Raw genomic sequence first — 17,510 nt, forward strand, 5'->3', positions numbered from 1 at the left:
GCATATGTCGAAGTCATTTTTACAATTAACGCAACTGGGGATGCGATTTCCAACCCCAAACGGCGAGTTTATCGCGCTGAAAAACGTCGATATGCAGATCGACAAAGGCGAGTTCATTTCGCTGATTGGCCACTCGGGCTGCGGGAAATCCACCGTACTCAACTTAGTGGCCGGTTTGCATCTTCCGACCGATGGCGGGGTGGTGGTCGATGGGCGCGAAGTGAGCGGACCGGGACCGGAGCGCGCGGTGGTGTTTCAAAATAACTCCCTTTTGCCTTGGCTCAGTGTGTACCAGAACGTCGAACTGGCGGTGAAACAGGTTGCCAAAGGGCAGTCGAAGGCGCAAATAAAACAGCAGGTGTTTCACTATCTGGACTTGATCCAGATGGCGCATGCGGCGGACAAGCGGCCCGATGAGATCTCCGGCGGGATGAAGCAGCGCGTCGGCATTGCCAGAGCGTTAGCCCTGCAACCGAAAGTGCTGTTGATGGATGAACCGTTTGGTGCGCTGGACGCCTTGACCCGCGCGCGTTTGCAAGATGCCTTAATGGCGATTCAAGCGGAGCTGAATAACACAGTGATCATGATCACTCATGATGTCGATGAAGCGGTACTGCTGTCGGACAAGATCGTCATGATGACCAACGGGCCCGCCGCCACCATCGGCGAAGTGTTACACATTGACCTGCCAAGGCCACGCGATCGGGTCGCGCTGGCGGAAAACGCGCAGTATCAACACTATAGGCAGTCGGTACTGAAATTCTTGTATGAAAAACAGCATAAAAACGAGTCGCTGAGTACACGCACTAGCGTGGCACAGGCGAGTAAATCCGCCAGATTGGCCTGAGGAGAAGAGCATGGAAAGCATCGTGATTGTCGGTAACGGCATGGTTGGACATCAACTGGTGGAACAGTTGGTCGCAGGTGGCAGCCATTTGCAAAAACGCATTGTGGTGATTGGCGAAGAGCGATTTATCGCCTATGACCGAGTCCACCTTTCGGGCTTGTTTGCCGGGCAGAGTCACCAAGATCTGCTGCTGAGCAGTGAAGAGTGGTATCAAAAATTGGGTATCGAGCTGCTGCTTGGTGTGGCTGTTGTCGCTGTCGACCGAGTGAACAAAACTCTCACCCTAGAAGATGACACGCAACTGCACTATGACCAATTGGTGTTTGCGACCGGTTCCTATCCATTCGTGCCGCCTATGCCGGGGAGCGAGCGGAAAAATGTCTTTGTTTATCGCACCCTGGATGACCTATCGCAGATCAAGCAGGCTTGTGTTGGCGCTAAAACTGGCGCGGTGATCGGTGGTGGTCTACTGGGTTTAGAAGCGGCGAATGCTCTGCGTTTGCTTGGACTTGAGACGCATGTGGTGGAGTTTGCCCCTCGTTTGATGCCAGTGCAGTTGGATGAGGGTGCAGGCACGGTACTGAAATGCAAAATAGAGCAGTTAGGTTTGACGGTGCACACCGCCACCGCGACGGAAAAGATCATTGACGGCGAAAGTGCGTATCATCGCATGGTGTTTAAAGACGCTGCCCCTTTGGAAGTGGATGTGATTCTTTTCTCCGCCGGGATTCGGCCAAGGGATCAACTGGCGCGCGATTGCGGCATTGAGATCGGCGAACGTGGTGGCATAGTGATCAATGATGCGTGTCAAACCAGCGACGCCGCGATTTACGCCATCGGTGAATGTGCGCTATGGCAAGGCAAAATCTTTGGCTTGGTGGCGCCCGGGTATGCGATGGCAAGAGTGGTGGCGCAGCAGCTACAAGGGATCAGCGACGCGGCATTTACTGGTGCCGACATGAGTACCAAGTTGAAACTGCTGGGTGTGGATGTGGCTTCGATTGGTGATGCGCACAAGGCGACTCCTAACGCGCAAGAGATGGTGTTGCATGATGCACAACAGGGGATTTACAAAAAACTGGTGGTGGATCAAAGTGGCACGCAACTGCTGGGTGCAATTTTAATTGGTGATAACCAAGACTACGACGCGCTGCTGCAAAGTTATCTCAATCAAACGCCTTTGCCTCAGCCAGCGGTGAGTCTGCTGTTTGATAGCAGCGCACTTAAAGGCGATGTGAGCGATAGCGCGGTGATCTGCTCTTGCCACAACGTCACCAAAGGGGATCTGATTGTCGCCATTCACGCCGGGGCGCAAGATCTCGCCAGCTTAAAAGCGCAAACCAAAGCCGGAACAGGCTGTGGTGGATGTAGTGCGATGGTCAAAAGTGTGCTCGATGAGCAACTGAGTTTGCTGGGCGTCGAAGTGAGCAATCAGCTCTGCGAGCATTTTAGCCACACCAGACAAGCGCTTTATCATATTTGCCAAGTTGAAGCGATCCGCGATTTCTCGACCTTGATCAGCAAACACGGCAAAGGGCGTGGTTGTGACATCTGCAAGCCCACCGCTGGGTCGATTTTCTCTTCGTTATGGAACGAGCACATTATGGAATCGAAACACGCGCCGCTTCAGGATTCCAACGACGCCTTTATGGCCAATTTGCAAAAAGATGGCTCTTACTCGATAGTGCCACGTATCCCAGGCGGGGAGATCACCCCTGAAAAGCTGATTGCACTCGGGGAAGTGGCGCGCGAGTACGATCTCTACACCAAGATCACAGGTGGGCAGCGGGTCGACCTGTTTGGCGCTCAGGTAGAGCAATTGCCGCAGATCTGGCAAACCTTGATCGAAGCGGGTTTTGAAACCGGTCACGCGTACGGAAAATCGGTGCGTACGGTCAAATCCTGTGTTGGTTCGACTTGGTGTCGCTATGGCGTGGACGACTCTGTCGGTTTAGCGATTGAACTGGAAAATCGCTACAAAGGCTTGCGTGCGCCACACAAACTGAAGTTTGCCGTTTCCGGTTGTACACGCGAATGTGCCGAAGCGCAAAGCAAAGACATTGGCGTGATTGCCACCGAGAAAGGGTGGAATCTGTACGTGTGCGGTAATGGCGGCATGCGTCCTCGCCATGCCGATTTGTTGGCTGCCGATTTAAGCAGAGCGCAGCTCATCGCATTAATTGATCGCGTTATGATCTTCTATGTGCGCACCGCTGATCGCTTGCAGCGCACTTCGGTATGGCTGGAAAACCTCGAAGGCGGTTTAGAGTACCTTAAGAGTGTGGTGCTAGACGACTCACTCGGTCTGTGCCAGCAACTTGAACAGCAGATGGCGCACATTGTCGACACCTATCATTGTGAATGGCAGCAGACGCTCAACGACCCGGAAAAGCTGATCCGCTTTCGCCCGTTTATCAATTCTGACCAAGCCAGTGTGCCTCTGGCTTATCAGCGCACTCGCGGTCAGCGCATTCCCATCAAGCAGGAGGATTAACTATGGTCAACAAACAGTTCATCTGTCGTCTTAATGAGCTCAAAGAAAATCATGGCCATCCGGTGTGGTTGAATGAGCAACAACTGGCGATGTTCTATGTGCCCGAAGAAGGGGTATTCGCGCTGCAAAATTGGGATCCGATAGGCAAAGCGTTTGTCTTGAGCCGCGGTATTGTTGGCGATATTCAAGGCGCACTGTGTGTCGCTTCCCCTTTGTATAAACAGCATTTTTGTCTCAAAACGGGCAGTTGCTTGGAAGATGAGAATGTTCGTCTCCACACTTGGCCCGTGCTAGTGGAAGATGATTCCGTTTATGTGTTGAGTTAGCGTTTTTCTTGCCACTCTCTGAAAAGCACTCAAGGCCAAGTGTGTACTTGGCCTTTTTGTGTTCCGGTTTAATAACAAAAAATTTACATTTATCATTGTGGTGTACAGGAAAAATGACAAGCTAACTGTTTGAAATCTAATGTTTGGTGAAAAGATTGCAGCAAAGTATTTGTTCTAATTTTTGCTGTAACAATAAATTTACATGTTTTGCGGGCTGAGTGACCGAGCTGAGAAAGTTGCCTGTCTATTCCAATTCTTGTGCGTCTGATCCAAGTTAACAGAGTGTTAAAAAACAAACGAATAGTACAAGGAGAAAGTCATGGTAGACGCTATCAACCCTCTGGGCACAGACGGATTCGAGTTTGTGGAATATACAGCAGCCAATAATGAGGGCATTGAACAGCTGAAAGGATTGTTTGCCTCCCTTGGTTTTGCTGAAGTAGCAAAACATCGTTCTAAGCAAGCATGGCTGTATCGTCAAGGTGACATCAACTTTGTGGTCAATGCCCAACCTCACAGCCAAGCCGAAGAGTTCGCGCGTATTCACGGCCCGTCGGTGTGTGGTATGGCCTTTCGTGTCAAAGACGCCAACCACGCGCTTGAGCATGCTCTCGCCAATGGCGCGCAACGATATCAAACCGAGATTGGTCCGATGGAGCTAAGCATTCCGGCGGTGTACGGCATTGGCGGCAGCTTGCTCTATTTTGTTGATCGCTACGGTAAACAGAGTATTTATGATGTCGATTTCCGTTTCTATGATGATGCGGATGAGCGTTTAGTCAAAGCTGACGTGGGCTTGTATGAGATTGACCACCTGACCCATAACGTAAAGCGTGGCAACATGGACATTTGGTCTGGTTTTTATGAGCGCATCGGCAATTTCCGTGAAATCCGCTACTTCGACATCGAAGGCAAACTCACGGGCCTTGTCAGCCGTGCGATGACCGCGCCTTGTGGCAAGATCCGTATTCCAATCAATGAGTCCTCTGACGATAAATCGCAAATCGAAGAATTTATTCGCGAATATAACGGTGAAGGCATTCAGCACATCGCCTTGACCACAGACGATATTTACGACACGGTCAAAACCCTGCGTGATCGCGGTATGGACTTTATGCCAACTCCAGACACTTACTATGAGAAGGTCAATGATCGCGTGGTTGGTCACAAAGAAGACGTCGACAAACTGCGTGAGCAGCGCATTTTGATTGATGGCGCGCCGACCAAAGATGGCATCTTGCTGCAAATATTTACTCAAACCGTTATCGGTCCTGTTTTCTTCGAGATCATTCAACGTAAAGGCAACGAAGGTTTTGGCGAAGGCAACTTCAAAGCGCTGTTTGAATCGATTGAAGAAGACCAAATCCGCCGTGGAGTATTGAGCGATGCATAAATGGATCTCCTTCCCTCATCGGGAGGGAGTGTGCTCTAAACAGGCACACGCCGACTTCCCGCAAGAGGCGATTTATGAACGTGAAGCAGGGCGCAGTGGCTTTTTTGGCCCTGCGGCCCATTTCCACCATCAGCATGCCCCGACAGGCTGGAGCGAATGGGAAGGGGAACTCAGACCGAGAGCGTTTGATTTCACCCGTGTTGAACACACCGCGCAGCAATCGCCGTGGCGTGTTCCTCATCTGCTGCACAATGCCCAGTGCAAAGTGCGCGTATGGAAAACTCAGGTGAAGATGGATTTTCTCGCGCGCAATGCCGATGGCGATGAACTGCTGTTTATCCATCAAGGTAAAGCGGATCTCTATTGCGATTACGGCCATTTAGAGGTCGGCGAAGGCGATTACGTGTTGCTCCCGCGCTCGACCAACTGGCGGTTAGAACCGTCTGAACCGATGTTCATCTTGATGATTGAAAACAGCGATGCCGCCTACTCGCTGCCCGAGAAAGGGCTGGTGGGTAACCATGCAGTGTTTGACCCTGCGGTGCTAGAAGTGCCGTCGATCAACGACAAATTCAAAGCGCAATACAGCGAAGAGAGTACCCGAGTTGAGGTCAAACGCCATGAGCGCGTCAGTGTCATCACTTATCCATTTAATCCGCTCGATGCGATTGGCTGGCACGGTGATTTGTCGGTGGTGAAACTCAACTGGCGCGATATTCGTCCACTGATGTCGCACCGCTACCACTTGCCACCTTCGGCGCACACGACGTTTGTCGGTAACGGCTTTGTTGTTTGCACCTTTGTTCCTCGTCCGATTGAGAGCGATCCGGGCGCGCTGAAAGTGCCGTTTTATCACAACAATGACGATTACGATGAAGTGCTGTTCTATCACGCGGGCGATTTCTTCAGCCGTGACAACATTGAAGCGGGGATGGTGACGTTCCATCCAGCCGGGTTTACGCACGGTCCGCATCCAAAAGCGTTTAAAGCGGGTCAAGAATATAAGAAAAAATTCACCGACGAAGTGGCGGTGATGATCGATACGCGCCATGCGCTGCAATTTGCTCCCGAGCTCGACAGCGTAGAGAACAAAGAGTACGTCTACAGCTGGCGTGAAAATGAGTCATCGAGCGACTAAGAGAAGGGATAACAATGAAACTTGCGACAAAGAAAAATGGTTCGCGTGATGGCGAACTGGTGGTGGTGAGTCGCGATCTGACTCGCTATGTGTCGGCGAAAGCAGTTGCGCCCACTCTGCAAGCGGCTTTGGATAATTGGCCGCAAACCAGCCCACAGCTGCAAGAACTGTATTTGGCGTTGAACCAAGGTGATGTGGCGGGCAGCGCGCCATTTGATGAGAGCCAAGTGGCGTCACCTTTGCCACGCGCCTACCAGTGGGCGGATGGCTCTGCGTACGTCAATCATGTTGAGCTGGTGCGTAAAGCGCGCGGCGCAGAGATGCCGGAGAGTTTTTGGACCGATCCGCTCATGTATCAAGGCGGCTCTGACGCTTTTATCGCCCCGCGCGACAATATCGAATTTGCCAGTGAAGAGTGGGGCATCGATTTTGAAGGTGAAGTGGCGGTGGTCACTGGCGATGTTCCGATGGGGGCGAGTATCGCACAGGCGCAGGAGTCGATTCGCTTGGTGATGTTGGTTAACGATGTCTCGCTGCGTGGTCTGATCCCGGCTGAGCTGGCGAAAGGATTTGGTTTTTTCCAATCAAAACCCTCGTCTGCGTTTTCTCCTGTGGCGGTAACGCTCGACGAACTGGGCTCTGCGTGGAGTGAGAACAAGCTGCATCTGCCACTGCTCTCTACCTACAACGGCAAACCGTTTGGTAAACCCAACGCGGGCGTCGACATGACTTTTGATTTTGCCGATTTGATTGTTCATGCGGCGAAAACGCGACCCTTATCCGCTGGGGCCATCATAGGGTCCGGCACGGTGTCGAATAAACAGGGCACAGAGCACGGCACGTCGATTGAAGAGGGCGGCGTCGGTTACTCGTGTATCGCGGAAATTCGCATGATTGAAACGATCCGTGATGGCAAACCTGCAACATCTTTTATGAAGTTTGGTGATTCGATTCGCTTAGAGATGCTTGATGATGAAGGGCAAAGTATTTTCGGGGCGATTGAGCAGCAAGTGAGCCGTTATCAAAAGTAACTGGGGATAAGCGATGAGTGACAATCTCAAATTGTATGGTTACTGGCGCTCGTCCGCCGCTTATCGCGTGCGCATTTGCCTTAACCTCAAACAATTGAACTACCAAAGCGTACCTATTCACTTGGTTAAGCAGGGCGGAGAGCAGCACAGCGCAGAGTATCATGCACTCAATCCCGCGGAGCTGGTGCCCGTTTTAGTCGATGGGGAGATGGTACTTAACCAGTCTTTGGCCATCATCCAATATCTGGATGATAATTACTCGGCGGTGCAGGTGATTCCCTCTATCGGTGCGCTGCGTTACCAAGCGCTGGCACTGGCGCAAGATATCGCCATAGAGATCCATCCGCTGAATAACTTGCGCGTATTGCAGTACCTTGAAGGAACACTTGAGCTTGACGAAAAGCACAAACTTGAGTGGATACATCATTGGATTGAGCAAGGTTTTCAAGCGGTGGAAGAGAAATTGCGCAGGCATCGCGAGCACTACGGCGAATGTTTGTACAGCATCAGCCATAGCCCAAGCATTGTTGATATCTGCCTTGTTCCGCAAGTGTATAACGCGCAGCGTTTTGGCGTTCCCATGGAGAACTATCCGCTGATTAACGCAGTGGTGGCGGCTTGCAATGAGCTGCCTGCGTTTATCGCCGCTAAACCGGAAAACCAACCTGACGCGGTGCGATAACACAAGCAACGACAAAAACGCCCTTGATAGATAGTGTCATCCAAGGGCGTTTTCTTGCTAGTTGTTCGGTGTTTATTCGTTGGGCGTTTAGCGGTTTAAGAGCAGTTCGATCAGCTCACTTTCGGTGACAGGCTCTTTGGCCAACTCTATCTCTTCGGGGCTTCCGCCTTTGAGCATGTAAGCGGTCGTCCCACAGTGGTCGTAGTGATACCACTTACCTTCTAAGCAGACATCCGTGTAGCAGCGAGGATCTTGTTTCAATTCCATATGGCCTCCGATGAAAATTGCAACATTGTTAACCAATTGATAACAATGTTAAATCTACGCCGATTAATCAGATACAAAAATGATCTTGATCAATTTGAACTGTGAGATCGACCAAAGTCGTAACGATACAATACGAGCACAACGGCTTTTTTCTTGAGTTCAGTAGGCTTTCCACATAGTGTATTCGCAACCCAAGTGTATGTTTTGAGTGACATTGCAGCATGACCAATATCTTTATCATCGTCGCGTTACTGATCCTGTTCTTTTTCATCATCCAGAAATACGTGGTTAAACAAGATAACAGCAAAGACTACTCTTATCGTGTCAAAGGGCCGGTGCTCAGGTCGCAGGAAGTTGCCTTCTTTAATGCGCTGAAAACTGCGGTTGGAGAGCATGGGGTGGTGTTTAGCAAAGTGAACATGAGCAGTGTCATTGCGCCGCGTGATATCGTCAGTAAAAAGCAGCTTTTCATCGCCAGCAACAAGATCTCGCGTAGCCATTTTGATTATCTCATCTGTGATCCAAGAACCTTTGAGCCGAGAGTAGTGATTGAACTCGATAACGGCAAAGAGCTCAATAAAAGTAAAGTGGAACGAGAGAAACTGCTGATGCAAGTGTGTAAAAGCGCCAATATTCCACTCATCGGAACATCGGTGAAACACAGTTATCAGGTGGGGCGATTAAGACGCCTACTTGCGGCGCACATCGATTTGATTGAGCCGGACAAAGAGATCCGCTTTTGCAAAAAGTGTGGCAGCCCTATGGTGATCAAAGTCGCCTCACAAGGTGAATTTAAAGGGCGACGCTTTTTCACCTGCAGCCGACAACCCAACTGTACGTACACGGAAAACTACAACGTAGTGTTTGATACCGATGATGACGAATAAGCTGATCCGCGCTTTTACCTCACAGTGATGGAACACTTTTCTTACCCGTATTACTCAAAATCCTCAAACCGTTCTATAGTGTAAGTAGTTGAACTTGTTTGGGGATTTGCTATGAAATGGCTTGCATTTTTACTCTCGCTATGGCTCCCCTTATCTTTGGCAAGCGCTAATCCAAAATCAATTACCTTAACCCTACCGACACAAATGGACGGCACTCATCTGTTCTATCATGAGTTGCTAAAACAGTCGTTAGCGGACATTGGCGTAAAACTCGTCATCAACACTCCTTTTGAGCATATTCCACAAAAGCGTTTGATCAAGATGGTTGAAAACAATCAATTGTCGTTAATGTGGCTGGTGCAAAGTAGGGAAAGAGATGCGCAGTATCCCTTTATCAACGCCCCCGTCACCAAAGGGTTGATCGGCCAACGCGTTCTGTTCATCCCCAAAGGGGCCCAAGCACAATACAACCAAATTAACTCGCTTGAAGATTTGCAGCGCAGCGGCTTGGTGGCTGGGCTGGGTTCCAGTTGGTTTGATACTGATGTGTGGCAAGCGAATCACCTTGCTTACTACCCGCAAGATGGCGAATGGCGCGCTTTATATGACAAACTGAGTCGAGTTGGGCCCGTTAACTACTTCCCGCGAGGCATCAACGAAATCATGACGGAAGCACGCTTAGTCCCCAATCTGGATATCGAGCAACGTCTATTGATTGTGTATGACCGAGATTTTCGCTTTTATCTCAGTGAAAGTGCTGAAAGGCATCAAACCTTGCTGCAAGAAGCATTGGAAAGGGCAGATAAAAGTGGCTTACTGCAACGTTTGATCGATACCTATTGGTTAAAAGATTTAAAAAAACTTAACCTTGAGAAAAGAGTGGTGATCCGATTGCCCAACTCCGGTGATTAATGTGAGTTAGATCAATCGATTGATACTGAATAAGACCAAAAACAGAGCAAAAAGATTATTAATAGAGCAAACGATTCGGAAAGCGAAAAAATATGCTTGCACCTATCCGCTGCAGTGGTTAATATCCTCCTCGTTCTCAGGGAATGCGTCCGTAGCTCAGTTGGTTAGAGTACCGCCTTGACATGGCGGGGGTCGGTGGTTCGAGTCCACTCGGACGCACCATTCACTGAATGGTTAGCTTGAGAATTGTGCGTAAAGCGTCCATAGCTCAGTTGGTTAGAGTATCGCCTTGACATGGCGGGGGTCGGTGGTTCGAGTCCACTTGGACGCACCAAATTCGTTCAGTATGAACAAACACAAAGCCTGCTCATTGAGCAGGCTTTGTTGCTTTCCAGTGTTTGATTTTGCCTAGTTGTATTGCCGCACGGTCACTTCTCATCAGTTTCTTATCTTGTTTCTCTTTTTCGTTACTTTATTACATCCGCAGTGATTCGTTACTGCTATTTTCACTGCCGAAAGGGTGATTCTGCCTTGAATCGCGCAAGCTAATCGAGCCTTCAAAAGCATCTACCCCTTTAGGGTAGTTTAATTTCGTAATTGATTTACATCATCTTTTCATTTTCTTTCATAATTAACAATGCGCTCAGATAAGAACCTAACCCTTAGGAAGTACTATGAGCAAGTTGAAGCTAGTGATTGTCGGTAACGGGATGGTCGGACACCGTTATATCGAAGATCTGGTTGATAAAACGGATGTTTCCCACTTTGACATCACCGTATTTTGTGAAGAACCCCGCGTCGCGTACGATCGCGTCCATCTCTCTTCTTATTTCTCGCATCACACCGCCGATGAACTTTCACTGGTGAAAAGCGGCTTTTATCAAAAGCATGGCATCAAGGTGCTGATTGGTGAGCGCGCAATCAATATCAATCGTGAAAAGCAGACGGTGTATTCAAGCTCGGGGCGTGAAATTCACTACGATAAGCTCATCCTTGCAACAGGTTCATACCCATTTGTTCCACCGATTAAAGGTAATGAAAGCAAAGATTGCTTTGTTTACCGTACCATTGAAGATCTCAAAGCTATCGAGGCATGCGCGAAGAAAAGTAAAAGTGGTGTGGTGATTGGCGGCGGTCTGCTCGGTTTGGAAGCCGCTGGCGCGCTAAAAGCTTTGGGAATGGAAACGCACGTGGTTGAGTTTGCGCCGAAACTGATGGCTGAGCAGCTCGACCAAGCTGGCGGTGACCAACTTCGGCAGAAAATCGAACGCATGGGCGTGAAAGTTCACACCAGCAAAAATACTTTGGAAATCGCAGCAGAAGGCAAAAATGCACGCAATGTGATGCGCTTTGCTGATGGCACTGAACTTGAGACTGACTTCATCGTTTTCTCGGCCGGTATTCGCCCACAAGACAAACTAGCTCGCCAAATGGGCCTTGGTATCGCACCTCGTGGCGGTATTGAAATTAACGATCACGGTCAAACCACAGACAGCAACATCTACGCCATTGGCGAGTGCGCGTCGTGGAATAAGATGTTCTATGGTCTGGTTGCGCCGGGTTACAAAATGGCCACAGTTGCCGTGGATCACCTGCTAGGCAATACACAAAGCAAATTCGAAGGTGCAGATATGTCTGCCAAGCTCAAGCTGCTTGGCGTAAAAGTTGGCTCGATTGGCGATGCGAATGGTCGCACTCCGGGTTGTAAGAGCTACGTTTATCAAAACGAAGAGCTTGAAGTTTACAAGCGTTTGATCGTTTCTGCAGACAACAAGAAATTGCTCGGCGCAGTGATGGTGGGTGACACGTCGGATTACGGTGACTTACTGCAACTGATGCTCAACGAAATCGAGCTACCACAGCACCCCGATAGCTTGATCCTGCCGGCGCATGCTGGTGCTGAGAAGCCAAAACTCGGCGCGGATTCACTGCCAGATTCTGCGGTGATCTGTTCTTGTTTCGATGTGACCAAAGGCAAGATCGCGCAAGCGGTCGCCGACGGCCATCACACCATTGGTGATATCAAAGCCGTCACCGGTGCAGGCACTGGCTGTGGCGGCTGTATTCCACTGGTCACTTCGGTATTAAACGCGGAACTGGCAAAAGCGGGCGTGGAAGTGAAAAGTGATATTTGTGAACACTTTGCTTACTCTCGCCAAGAGCTGTTCCACCTGATTCGCATCGAAGAGATCAAAACCTTCGATGATCTGCTAGCCAAACATGGCAAAGGTTATGGCTGTGAAGTGTGTAAACCTGTGGTGGGCTCGATTTTGGCGTCGTGCTGGGGTGAGCACATCCTGACACCTCAACTGGTTAAGCTACACGACACCAACGACAACTTCCTTGGCAACATGCAAAAAGACGGCACTTATTCCGTGATCCCACGTATGGCGGGTGGTGAAGTGACGCCGCAAGCACTGAAAGTGTTGGCGGAAGTAGCGGCCGAGTACAACCTCTACACCAAAGTGACGGGCGCTCAGCGTATTGGTCTTTTTGGCGCGCAAAAAGATGACCTTCCAGCTATCTGGAAAAAACTGATTGCAGCGGGTTATGAAACCGGTCAAGCGTATGCCAAAGCGCTGCGCATGGCGAAGACCTGTGTGGGTTCAACATGGTGTCGTTACGGTGTGCAAGATTCGGTAGGTCTTGGTGTGTTTATCGAGAACCGCTACAAAGGCATCCGCACGCCGCACAAAATGAAGTTTGGTGTGTCGGGCTGTACGCGTGAATGTGCAGAAGCACAAGGCAAAGATCTTGGCATTATCGCCACAGATGCAGGTTGGAACCTATACGTGTGTGGTAATGGTGGTATGAAGCCGCGTCATGCAGACTTGCTGGCTAGCGATCTAGACCAAGCAACGCTAATCAAATACATCGACCGCTTCATGATGTTCTACATCCGTACTTCTGCGCCACTGCAACGCACATCGGTGTGGCTGGAAAATATGGAGGGCGGTGTCGATTACCTTCGCCAAGTGATCGTCGAAGACAAATTGGGCATCAATGCACAGCTGGAAGCGGACATTGCCAAATTGGTTGAAGCGTACCGCTGCGAATGGAATGAAACCATCAATGACGAAACTCAGCTAAAACGCTTCGCTCACTTTATTAACTCAGACAAGCGTGACGACAACGTCGTGTTTGTACCAGTGCGTCAGCAACATCGCCCAGCCACGTTTGCTGAGAAACACCCAGAACTTCAAGGTGACATCTTGCATGTCGCGGTTACGGAATAAGAGGAGAGTCCATCATGGCATTCGAACAAGTATGTGACATTAACGACATTATTCCAGGTACGGGAGTGTGTGCACTGGTTAACGGACAGCAAGTCGCGGTATTTCGTCCAAGTGAAGAGGAGCAGGTATTTGCCATTAGTAACATGGACCCGTTCGCGCGCTCAAACGTGTTATCTCGCGGGTTGCTCGCTGAGCACAAAGGCGATCTTTGGGTGGCAAGCCCACTGAAAAAGCAGCGTTTTAACCTTGCAACAGGTCAGTGTATGGAAGATGAGCGCTTTAACGTTAAGGCATACCAAGCTCGCGTCAACAACGGCATTGTCGAAATCTCTGCTTAATCATTGGCTTGAGATTCAATAGCACAAAGGCTTCTTGTTTCCTGAACGGATTTTTGTAGGGAAAAGACGAAAAAGAGCAGGGAGCCTTTCTCTATTTCATCTTCAATTTTAACTTTGATAAAGGGACGCTCTATGTCTGATTTAAAACCAGCTGAATTCGTGCAAACCATGATTGATGTTGGTGAAGCGAAAATAAAAACCTCAACGCGCGACTTAATTTTGCGCGGCACAATGGCGGGCATCATTTTATCGCTTGCTGTGGTGGTGGCGATTACCGCGATTACGCAAACCGGATTAGGCATTGTCGGTGCGCTTGTGTTCCCGGTGGGTTTTTGCATTTTAAGCCTGATGGGATACGACTTGGTGACTGGCGTGTTTGGTTTGGCACCACTAGCGAAACTTGATAGTCGCCCGGGCATTACTTGGGGACGCGTCTTTCGTTGTTGGGGACTAGTTGGTCTTGGCAACTTAATTGGCTCACTGCTTGTTGCTGCGCTTATCGCACTCTCTTTAACCATGAACTTTAGCGTAGAGCCAAATGCGGTCGGTCAAACGTTTATTAAAGCGGCGACGGCTCGCACGGTAGGCTTTGAAAACCTAGGTGCAGATGGTTGGATCACCTGTTTTGTGCGCGGCATTTTGTGTAACTTGATGGTTTGTCTAGGTGTTGTCGGTAACATGACAGCCAGAACTGTTGCGGGAAAGATCGCTGCAATGTGGTTACCTATTTTTATCTTCTTTGCGCTCGTGTTCGAACACGCAGTGGTCAACATGTTCCTATTCCCACTCGGTATGATGCTGGGAGCTGACTTCGGCATTGCGACTTGGCTAAACTTCAATTTGATCCCAACCATCTTAGGGAACATCGTTGGTGGCTTACTTTTCACTTGCATTCCTCTTTATCTAACGCACGCGAAAACCGCGCCAGCGCTCGATAGTGTTGGCGAGCAAACTGCAGTAAGCATTCAACCTGTGTTGAATGGCAAATAGCCTAAGTCATGCCCTGAAACAGTGTGGTTTCAGGGCAAGTCAATAATCAAAGGAGAGCGAGTACGCTCATCAGCCAGATACTCGCTTACGCTAAAGAGTTGCTGATAACAAGTGGCCACTTACCAAATAAGCCATTGTGAGTGCCACTTTTTATCATCAAAATTTCTATAGGCTCAACAATGAAGTCAATTACGCTCACTTCCGTTCAAACTAAAGGCTTTGTTTTTCTGGTCGGTGCAGGGCCCGGTGACCCAGATCTTTTGACCGTAAAAGGGTATCGCGTTATTCAACAAGCGGACGTGGTGGTTTACGACCGTTTGGTTTCCGCTGAAATTCTTGCTCTCGCTAGTGAAAACGCCGAGAGAATTTACGTCGGCAAAAAGCTCGATTATCACTGCGTGCCTCAAGAGCAAATCAACCAAATTTTGGTCGATAAGGCATTAGAGGGTAAACGGGTCGTGCGCCTTAAAGGCGGGGACTCGTTTATTTTTGGTCGAGGCGGAGAAGAGCTCGAGGCATTGGCTGAACACGGTATTCGCTTTGAGGTGGTTCCCGGAATTACCGCTGCCGCCGGGGCTACCGCCTACGCGGGGATTCCGCTGACCCATCGCGATCACGCGCAGAGTGTGCAGTTTATTACGGGCCACATTCAAAAAGATGGCAAAGAGATCGAATGGGCGTCACTGGCGCAAGCCAATACCACTTTGGTGTTTTATATGGGGCTCAAGCAGTCGGGTTACATCGCACAGAAACTACTGGAAAATGGATTGGATGCCAATATGGCGTGTGCGATTATCGAAAACGGTACGCGCCGCGAGCAAAAAGTGCTGCGTGGAGCCTTACAAGATTTGCCAGCTCTTGCCCAGCAAGCAGTGAGCCCTGCACTGATCGTGGTCGGCAGTGTCACGGCTTTGCACGAAAAACTGAAATGGTTCGCTTAATTTCACGGTTGAAATTTGAGTATAAGCTCTAATTTCTGCCCATATTCAATGCGTTAGGAGTGTTTTTTAACCGATCGATAACTTTGCTAGCGAAATCACTAGCATTTTTTTTCAGTAGGCGTATAGTGTCAGTCGGCTCTTACAAAAGAGTGGTAATGTTAGATTTAGTCAAAGTTCCTTCTCAGTTATTTCTCGAAACCTTTCGTTAGACCTGCGTAAACTTTCTCTTGATAAATCATTCATAGCTTTGTATAGCCACTTTCAATAATTGATTAATTTTTTAAAGAGGTCACTATGTCTGGAAAAATGACAGGTACAGTAAAATGGTTCAACGAAACTAAAGGCTTTGGTTTCATCTCTCAAGACAACGGCGGCAAGGACGTTTTCGTTCACTTCCGTTCAATCGTTTCTGACGGTTTCAAAACTCTGGCTGAAGGCCAAAAAGTTAGCTTCAACGTTGAGCAAGGCCAAAAAGGTCCTCAAGCTTCTGAAGTAACTGTACTGTAATCAGTAACCAGTTTTTAAGACAAGTGGTGCGATTCGTCGCACCACTTTTCATTTGTGCTCAATAAAATTTTTAGCCTCAACTCTTTTTCTCATTTCCTAAAGAAATTTCATCCTCGATTGGCTGCTTTTGTAGACGACGCTACGCGACGCACTTTCCCGGCTGTTCCTCTTTATCTAAATATTTTTCTCGAATCGCCAAAAACTGATCCAAATTGCCAAGTAAAACGGCCACGCACTGTGGGTCGAACATTTGGCCTGTATGAGCGCGAATAAAATCCACTACAGCATCAACCGACCATTCTGGTTTGTAAGCTCTGCGGCTAAGCAGCGCATCAAAGACATCCGCTAATGTGACGATGCGAGCTTCAAGAGGGATGGCATCCGCACAAAGTTGGTCTGGTAGCCCAGCACCATCAAAATGTTCATGATGATGACGCACAATGTGTTTGATAAATGCAATTTCATCTTGTGACACCAGCTCGGCATCTGAGAGATGCACCACTTGTTCAATGATCTCCTCTCCGTAAATTGTATGCATGTTCATAATGCAACGCTCTTCATCGGTAAAACGCTTGTCACTAAACAGCACATGGTCGGGAATTTTGTATTTGCCGATATCGTGGAAGGGGGCGTAAAGCCGTATACGGTGGATGAATTGATGGCTGATTTCGGGATGCTGCTGAGAAAGCAGCCTTGCCAGCAGTTCGCTGTATTTGCCCATGCGGATGAGGTGTTCTTTTGTCTCGGGATCGCGAGCGTGTCCCATATTGAGTGCAACGCTCAACGCCGCCTGAAAGTGTTTTTGATTTTCATGTAGATGGATGAAAAGCTGACTAATGAGGTTGGAAAGAAAAGCCAGATCTTTTTGCACGTCTTGATTGGTGAAGTAGTGGGTCACCTTGGCGTTATAAAACAGAAATCCAAGTGTCTTGTTACGATAACTCAACGGGACGGCATAGCTGCTTTTATGGCCAAGTGCTATCAGCCTCGTCACTCGTTTGGTCGGTGTCATCTGCCGCAAGTCATTGACAATGCGAACAGCACTGCTGAAGGCAAGATGAGTAAGCGAAGAATCGGTCGTTAACGCATGCTCTGCAAAATCCAGCTCAGTTGAGACATCCGTACCAATTAGCCTATCTTGCACATAGTAATTGGATGCTTGTTTATCCCCCAGCAGCACAACCGAAAAGCGCGACAACGGTGGAAATGCGTCGCACAGTTGCTGGAACAACTCGTCTAAGAGAGTGACGATCTCTTTGTTTTGCGATGCAATTTGGTTAAGCCTGAGGTAGTCCAACATCCTTTTGCCCCTTCTTAGCGTGGTTTGTGAGATTTGATCCCGATCCTCAAATTGAGACGACTAATGTATCAATAATGCTACATGTCGTTAACACAAAATGCATTGAAGTTAGAATTCCATCATCTTTAACAGGGTTATTTCCGTCGTGCTCACAAGAATATGTGCACTCTGACACATAAAAGATAGCAATAAAAAAGCGCCACGTAAGTGACGCCCCATTT

Annotated in this window: 16 protein-coding genes and 2 tRNA genes; 16 read left to right on the top strand and 2 right to left on the bottom strand. The window is 49.0% G+C overall.

Annotated elements, in window-relative coordinates:
• Positions 1 to 4 precede the first annotated feature (4 nt).
• The 7 genes from EA26_RS07305 (at position 5) to maiA (ending at position 7,911) form a co-directional block, all read left to right on the top strand.
• On the top strand, positions 5 to 847 hold the full coding sequence (locus EA26_RS07305; protein ID WP_039426227.1) for an ABC transporter ATP-binding protein: 843 nt from the start codon (positions 5 to 7) through the stop codon (positions 845 to 847).
• A 10-nt stretch (positions 848 to 857) separates the two neighbouring features.
• Positions 858 to 3,341 (top strand): nitrite reductase large subunit NirB, encoded by a 2,484-nt coding sequence (nirB, locus tag EA26_RS07310; protein ID WP_039426229.1) that lies wholly within the window; start codon positions 858 to 860, stop codon positions 3,339 to 3,341.
• A 2-nt stretch (positions 3,342 to 3,343) separates the two neighbouring features.
• Positions 3,344 to 3,667 (top strand): nitrite reductase small subunit NirD, encoded by a 324-nt coding sequence (gene nirD / locus EA26_RS07315; protein WP_039426232.1) that lies wholly within the window; start codon positions 3,344 to 3,346, stop codon positions 3,665 to 3,667.
• A 319-nt stretch (positions 3,668 to 3,986) separates the two neighbouring features.
• Positions 3,987 to 5,060 (top strand): 4-hydroxyphenylpyruvate dioxygenase, encoded by a 1,074-nt coding sequence (gene hppD, locus EA26_RS07320; RefSeq protein ID WP_039426234.1) that lies wholly within the window; start codon positions 3,987 to 3,989, stop codon positions 5,058 to 5,060.
• Entirely contained in the window at positions 5,053 to 6,198 is a 1,146-nt protein-coding gene (locus tag EA26_RS07325; RefSeq protein WP_039426235.1) for a homogentisate 1,2-dioxygenase, read from the top strand. The genes hppD and EA26_RS07325 overlap by 8 nt, the downstream gene beginning before the upstream one ends.
• A gap of 14 nt (positions 6,199 to 6,212) precedes the next feature.
• On the top strand, positions 6,213 to 7,229 hold the full coding sequence (locus tag EA26_RS07330) for a fumarylacetoacetate hydrolase family protein (RefSeq protein WP_039426239.1): 1,017 nt from the start codon (positions 6,213 to 6,215) through the stop codon (positions 7,227 to 7,229).
• 13 nt (positions 7,230 to 7,242) lie between these two features.
• Positions 7,243 to 7,911 carry a maleylacetoacetate isomerase gene (gene maiA / locus EA26_RS07335; protein ID WP_039426241.1) on the top strand — a complete coding sequence of 223 codons (669 nt, stop codon included), beginning with the start codon at positions 7,243 to 7,245 and terminating at the stop codon, positions 7,909 to 7,911.
• An 87-nt stretch (positions 7,912 to 7,998) separates the two neighbouring features.
• Here the strand turns inward: maiA and EA26_RS07340 are convergent, their stop codons facing one another.
• The gene (locus tag EA26_RS07340; protein ID WP_039426243.1) at positions 7,999 to 8,178 is read right to left on the bottom strand and encodes a hypothetical protein; all 180 of its coding nucleotides are present in this window, start codon (positions 8,176 to 8,178) and stop codon (positions 7,999 to 8,001) included.
• A 221-nt stretch (positions 8,179 to 8,399) separates the two neighbouring features.
• Here EA26_RS07340 and EA26_RS07345 point away from each other — a divergent pair, with 221 nt between their 5' ends.
• The 9 genes from EA26_RS07345 to cspE all read left to right on the top strand — a co-directional run bounded on the left by EA26_RS07345 (position 8,400) and on the right by cspE (position 15,989).
• Complete coding sequence (locus tag EA26_RS07345; RefSeq protein ID WP_039426245.1) at positions 8,400 to 9,065, top strand: DUF2726 domain-containing protein; 666 nt, start codon at positions 8,400 to 8,402, stop codon at positions 9,063 to 9,065.
• Between the two features lie 111 nt (positions 9,066 to 9,176).
• Positions 9,177 to 9,977, top strand: a complete 801-nt coding sequence (locus tag EA26_RS07350) for a hypothetical protein (RefSeq protein WP_039426248.1) — start codon at positions 9,177 to 9,179, stop codon at positions 9,975 to 9,977.
• Between the two features lie 145 nt (positions 9,978 to 10,122).
• Positions 10,123 to 10,199, top strand: a tRNA-Val gene (locus tag EA26_RS07355).
• A 35-nt stretch (positions 10,200 to 10,234) separates the two neighbouring features.
• Positions 10,235 to 10,311, top strand: a tRNA-Val gene (locus EA26_RS07360).
• Positions 10,312 to 10,651: 340 nt separating this feature from the next.
• Positions 10,652 to 13,213 (top strand): nitrite reductase large subunit NirB, encoded by a 2,562-nt coding sequence (gene nirB, locus EA26_RS07365; RefSeq protein WP_039426250.1) that lies wholly within the window; start codon positions 10,652 to 10,654, stop codon positions 13,211 to 13,213.
• 14 nt (positions 13,214 to 13,227) lie between these two features.
• The gene (gene nirD / locus EA26_RS07370) at positions 13,228 to 13,551 is read left to right on the top strand and encodes a nitrite reductase small subunit NirD (protein WP_039426252.1); all 324 of its coding nucleotides are present in this window, start codon (positions 13,228 to 13,230) and stop codon (positions 13,549 to 13,551) included.
• Between the two features lie 132 nt (positions 13,552 to 13,683).
• Positions 13,684 to 14,541, top strand: coding sequence for a formate/nitrite transporter family protein (locus tag EA26_RS07375; RefSeq protein ID WP_039426253.1), 858 nt, complete (start codon positions 13,684 to 13,686; stop codon positions 14,539 to 14,541).
• Between the two features lie 179 nt (positions 14,542 to 14,720).
• Positions 14,721 to 15,482 (top strand): uroporphyrinogen-III C-methyltransferase, encoded by a 762-nt coding sequence (cobA, locus tag EA26_RS07380; protein WP_039426255.1) that lies wholly within the window; start codon positions 14,721 to 14,723, stop codon positions 15,480 to 15,482.
• A gap of 294 nt (positions 15,483 to 15,776) precedes the next feature.
• Positions 15,777 to 15,989: a transcription antiterminator/RNA stability regulator CspE gene (gene cspE, locus EA26_RS07385; RefSeq protein ID WP_039426258.1), complete on the top strand. Its 213-nt coding sequence runs from the start codon at positions 15,777 to 15,779 to the stop codon at positions 15,987 to 15,989.
• Positions 15,990 to 16,128: 139 nt separating this feature from the next.
• Here the strand turns inward: cspE and EA26_RS07390 are convergent, their stop codons facing one another.
• Complete coding sequence (locus EA26_RS07390) at positions 16,129 to 17,289, bottom strand: HD domain-containing phosphohydrolase (protein ID WP_039426260.1); 1,161 nt, start codon at positions 17,287 to 17,289, stop codon at positions 16,129 to 16,131.
• Positions 17,290 to 17,510 lie beyond the last annotated feature (221 nt).

The sequence above is a fragment of the Vibrio navarrensis genome (genome assembly GCF_000764325.1).
GTDB lineage: Bacteria > Pseudomonadota > Gammaproteobacteria > Enterobacterales > Vibrionaceae > Vibrio > Vibrio navarrensis.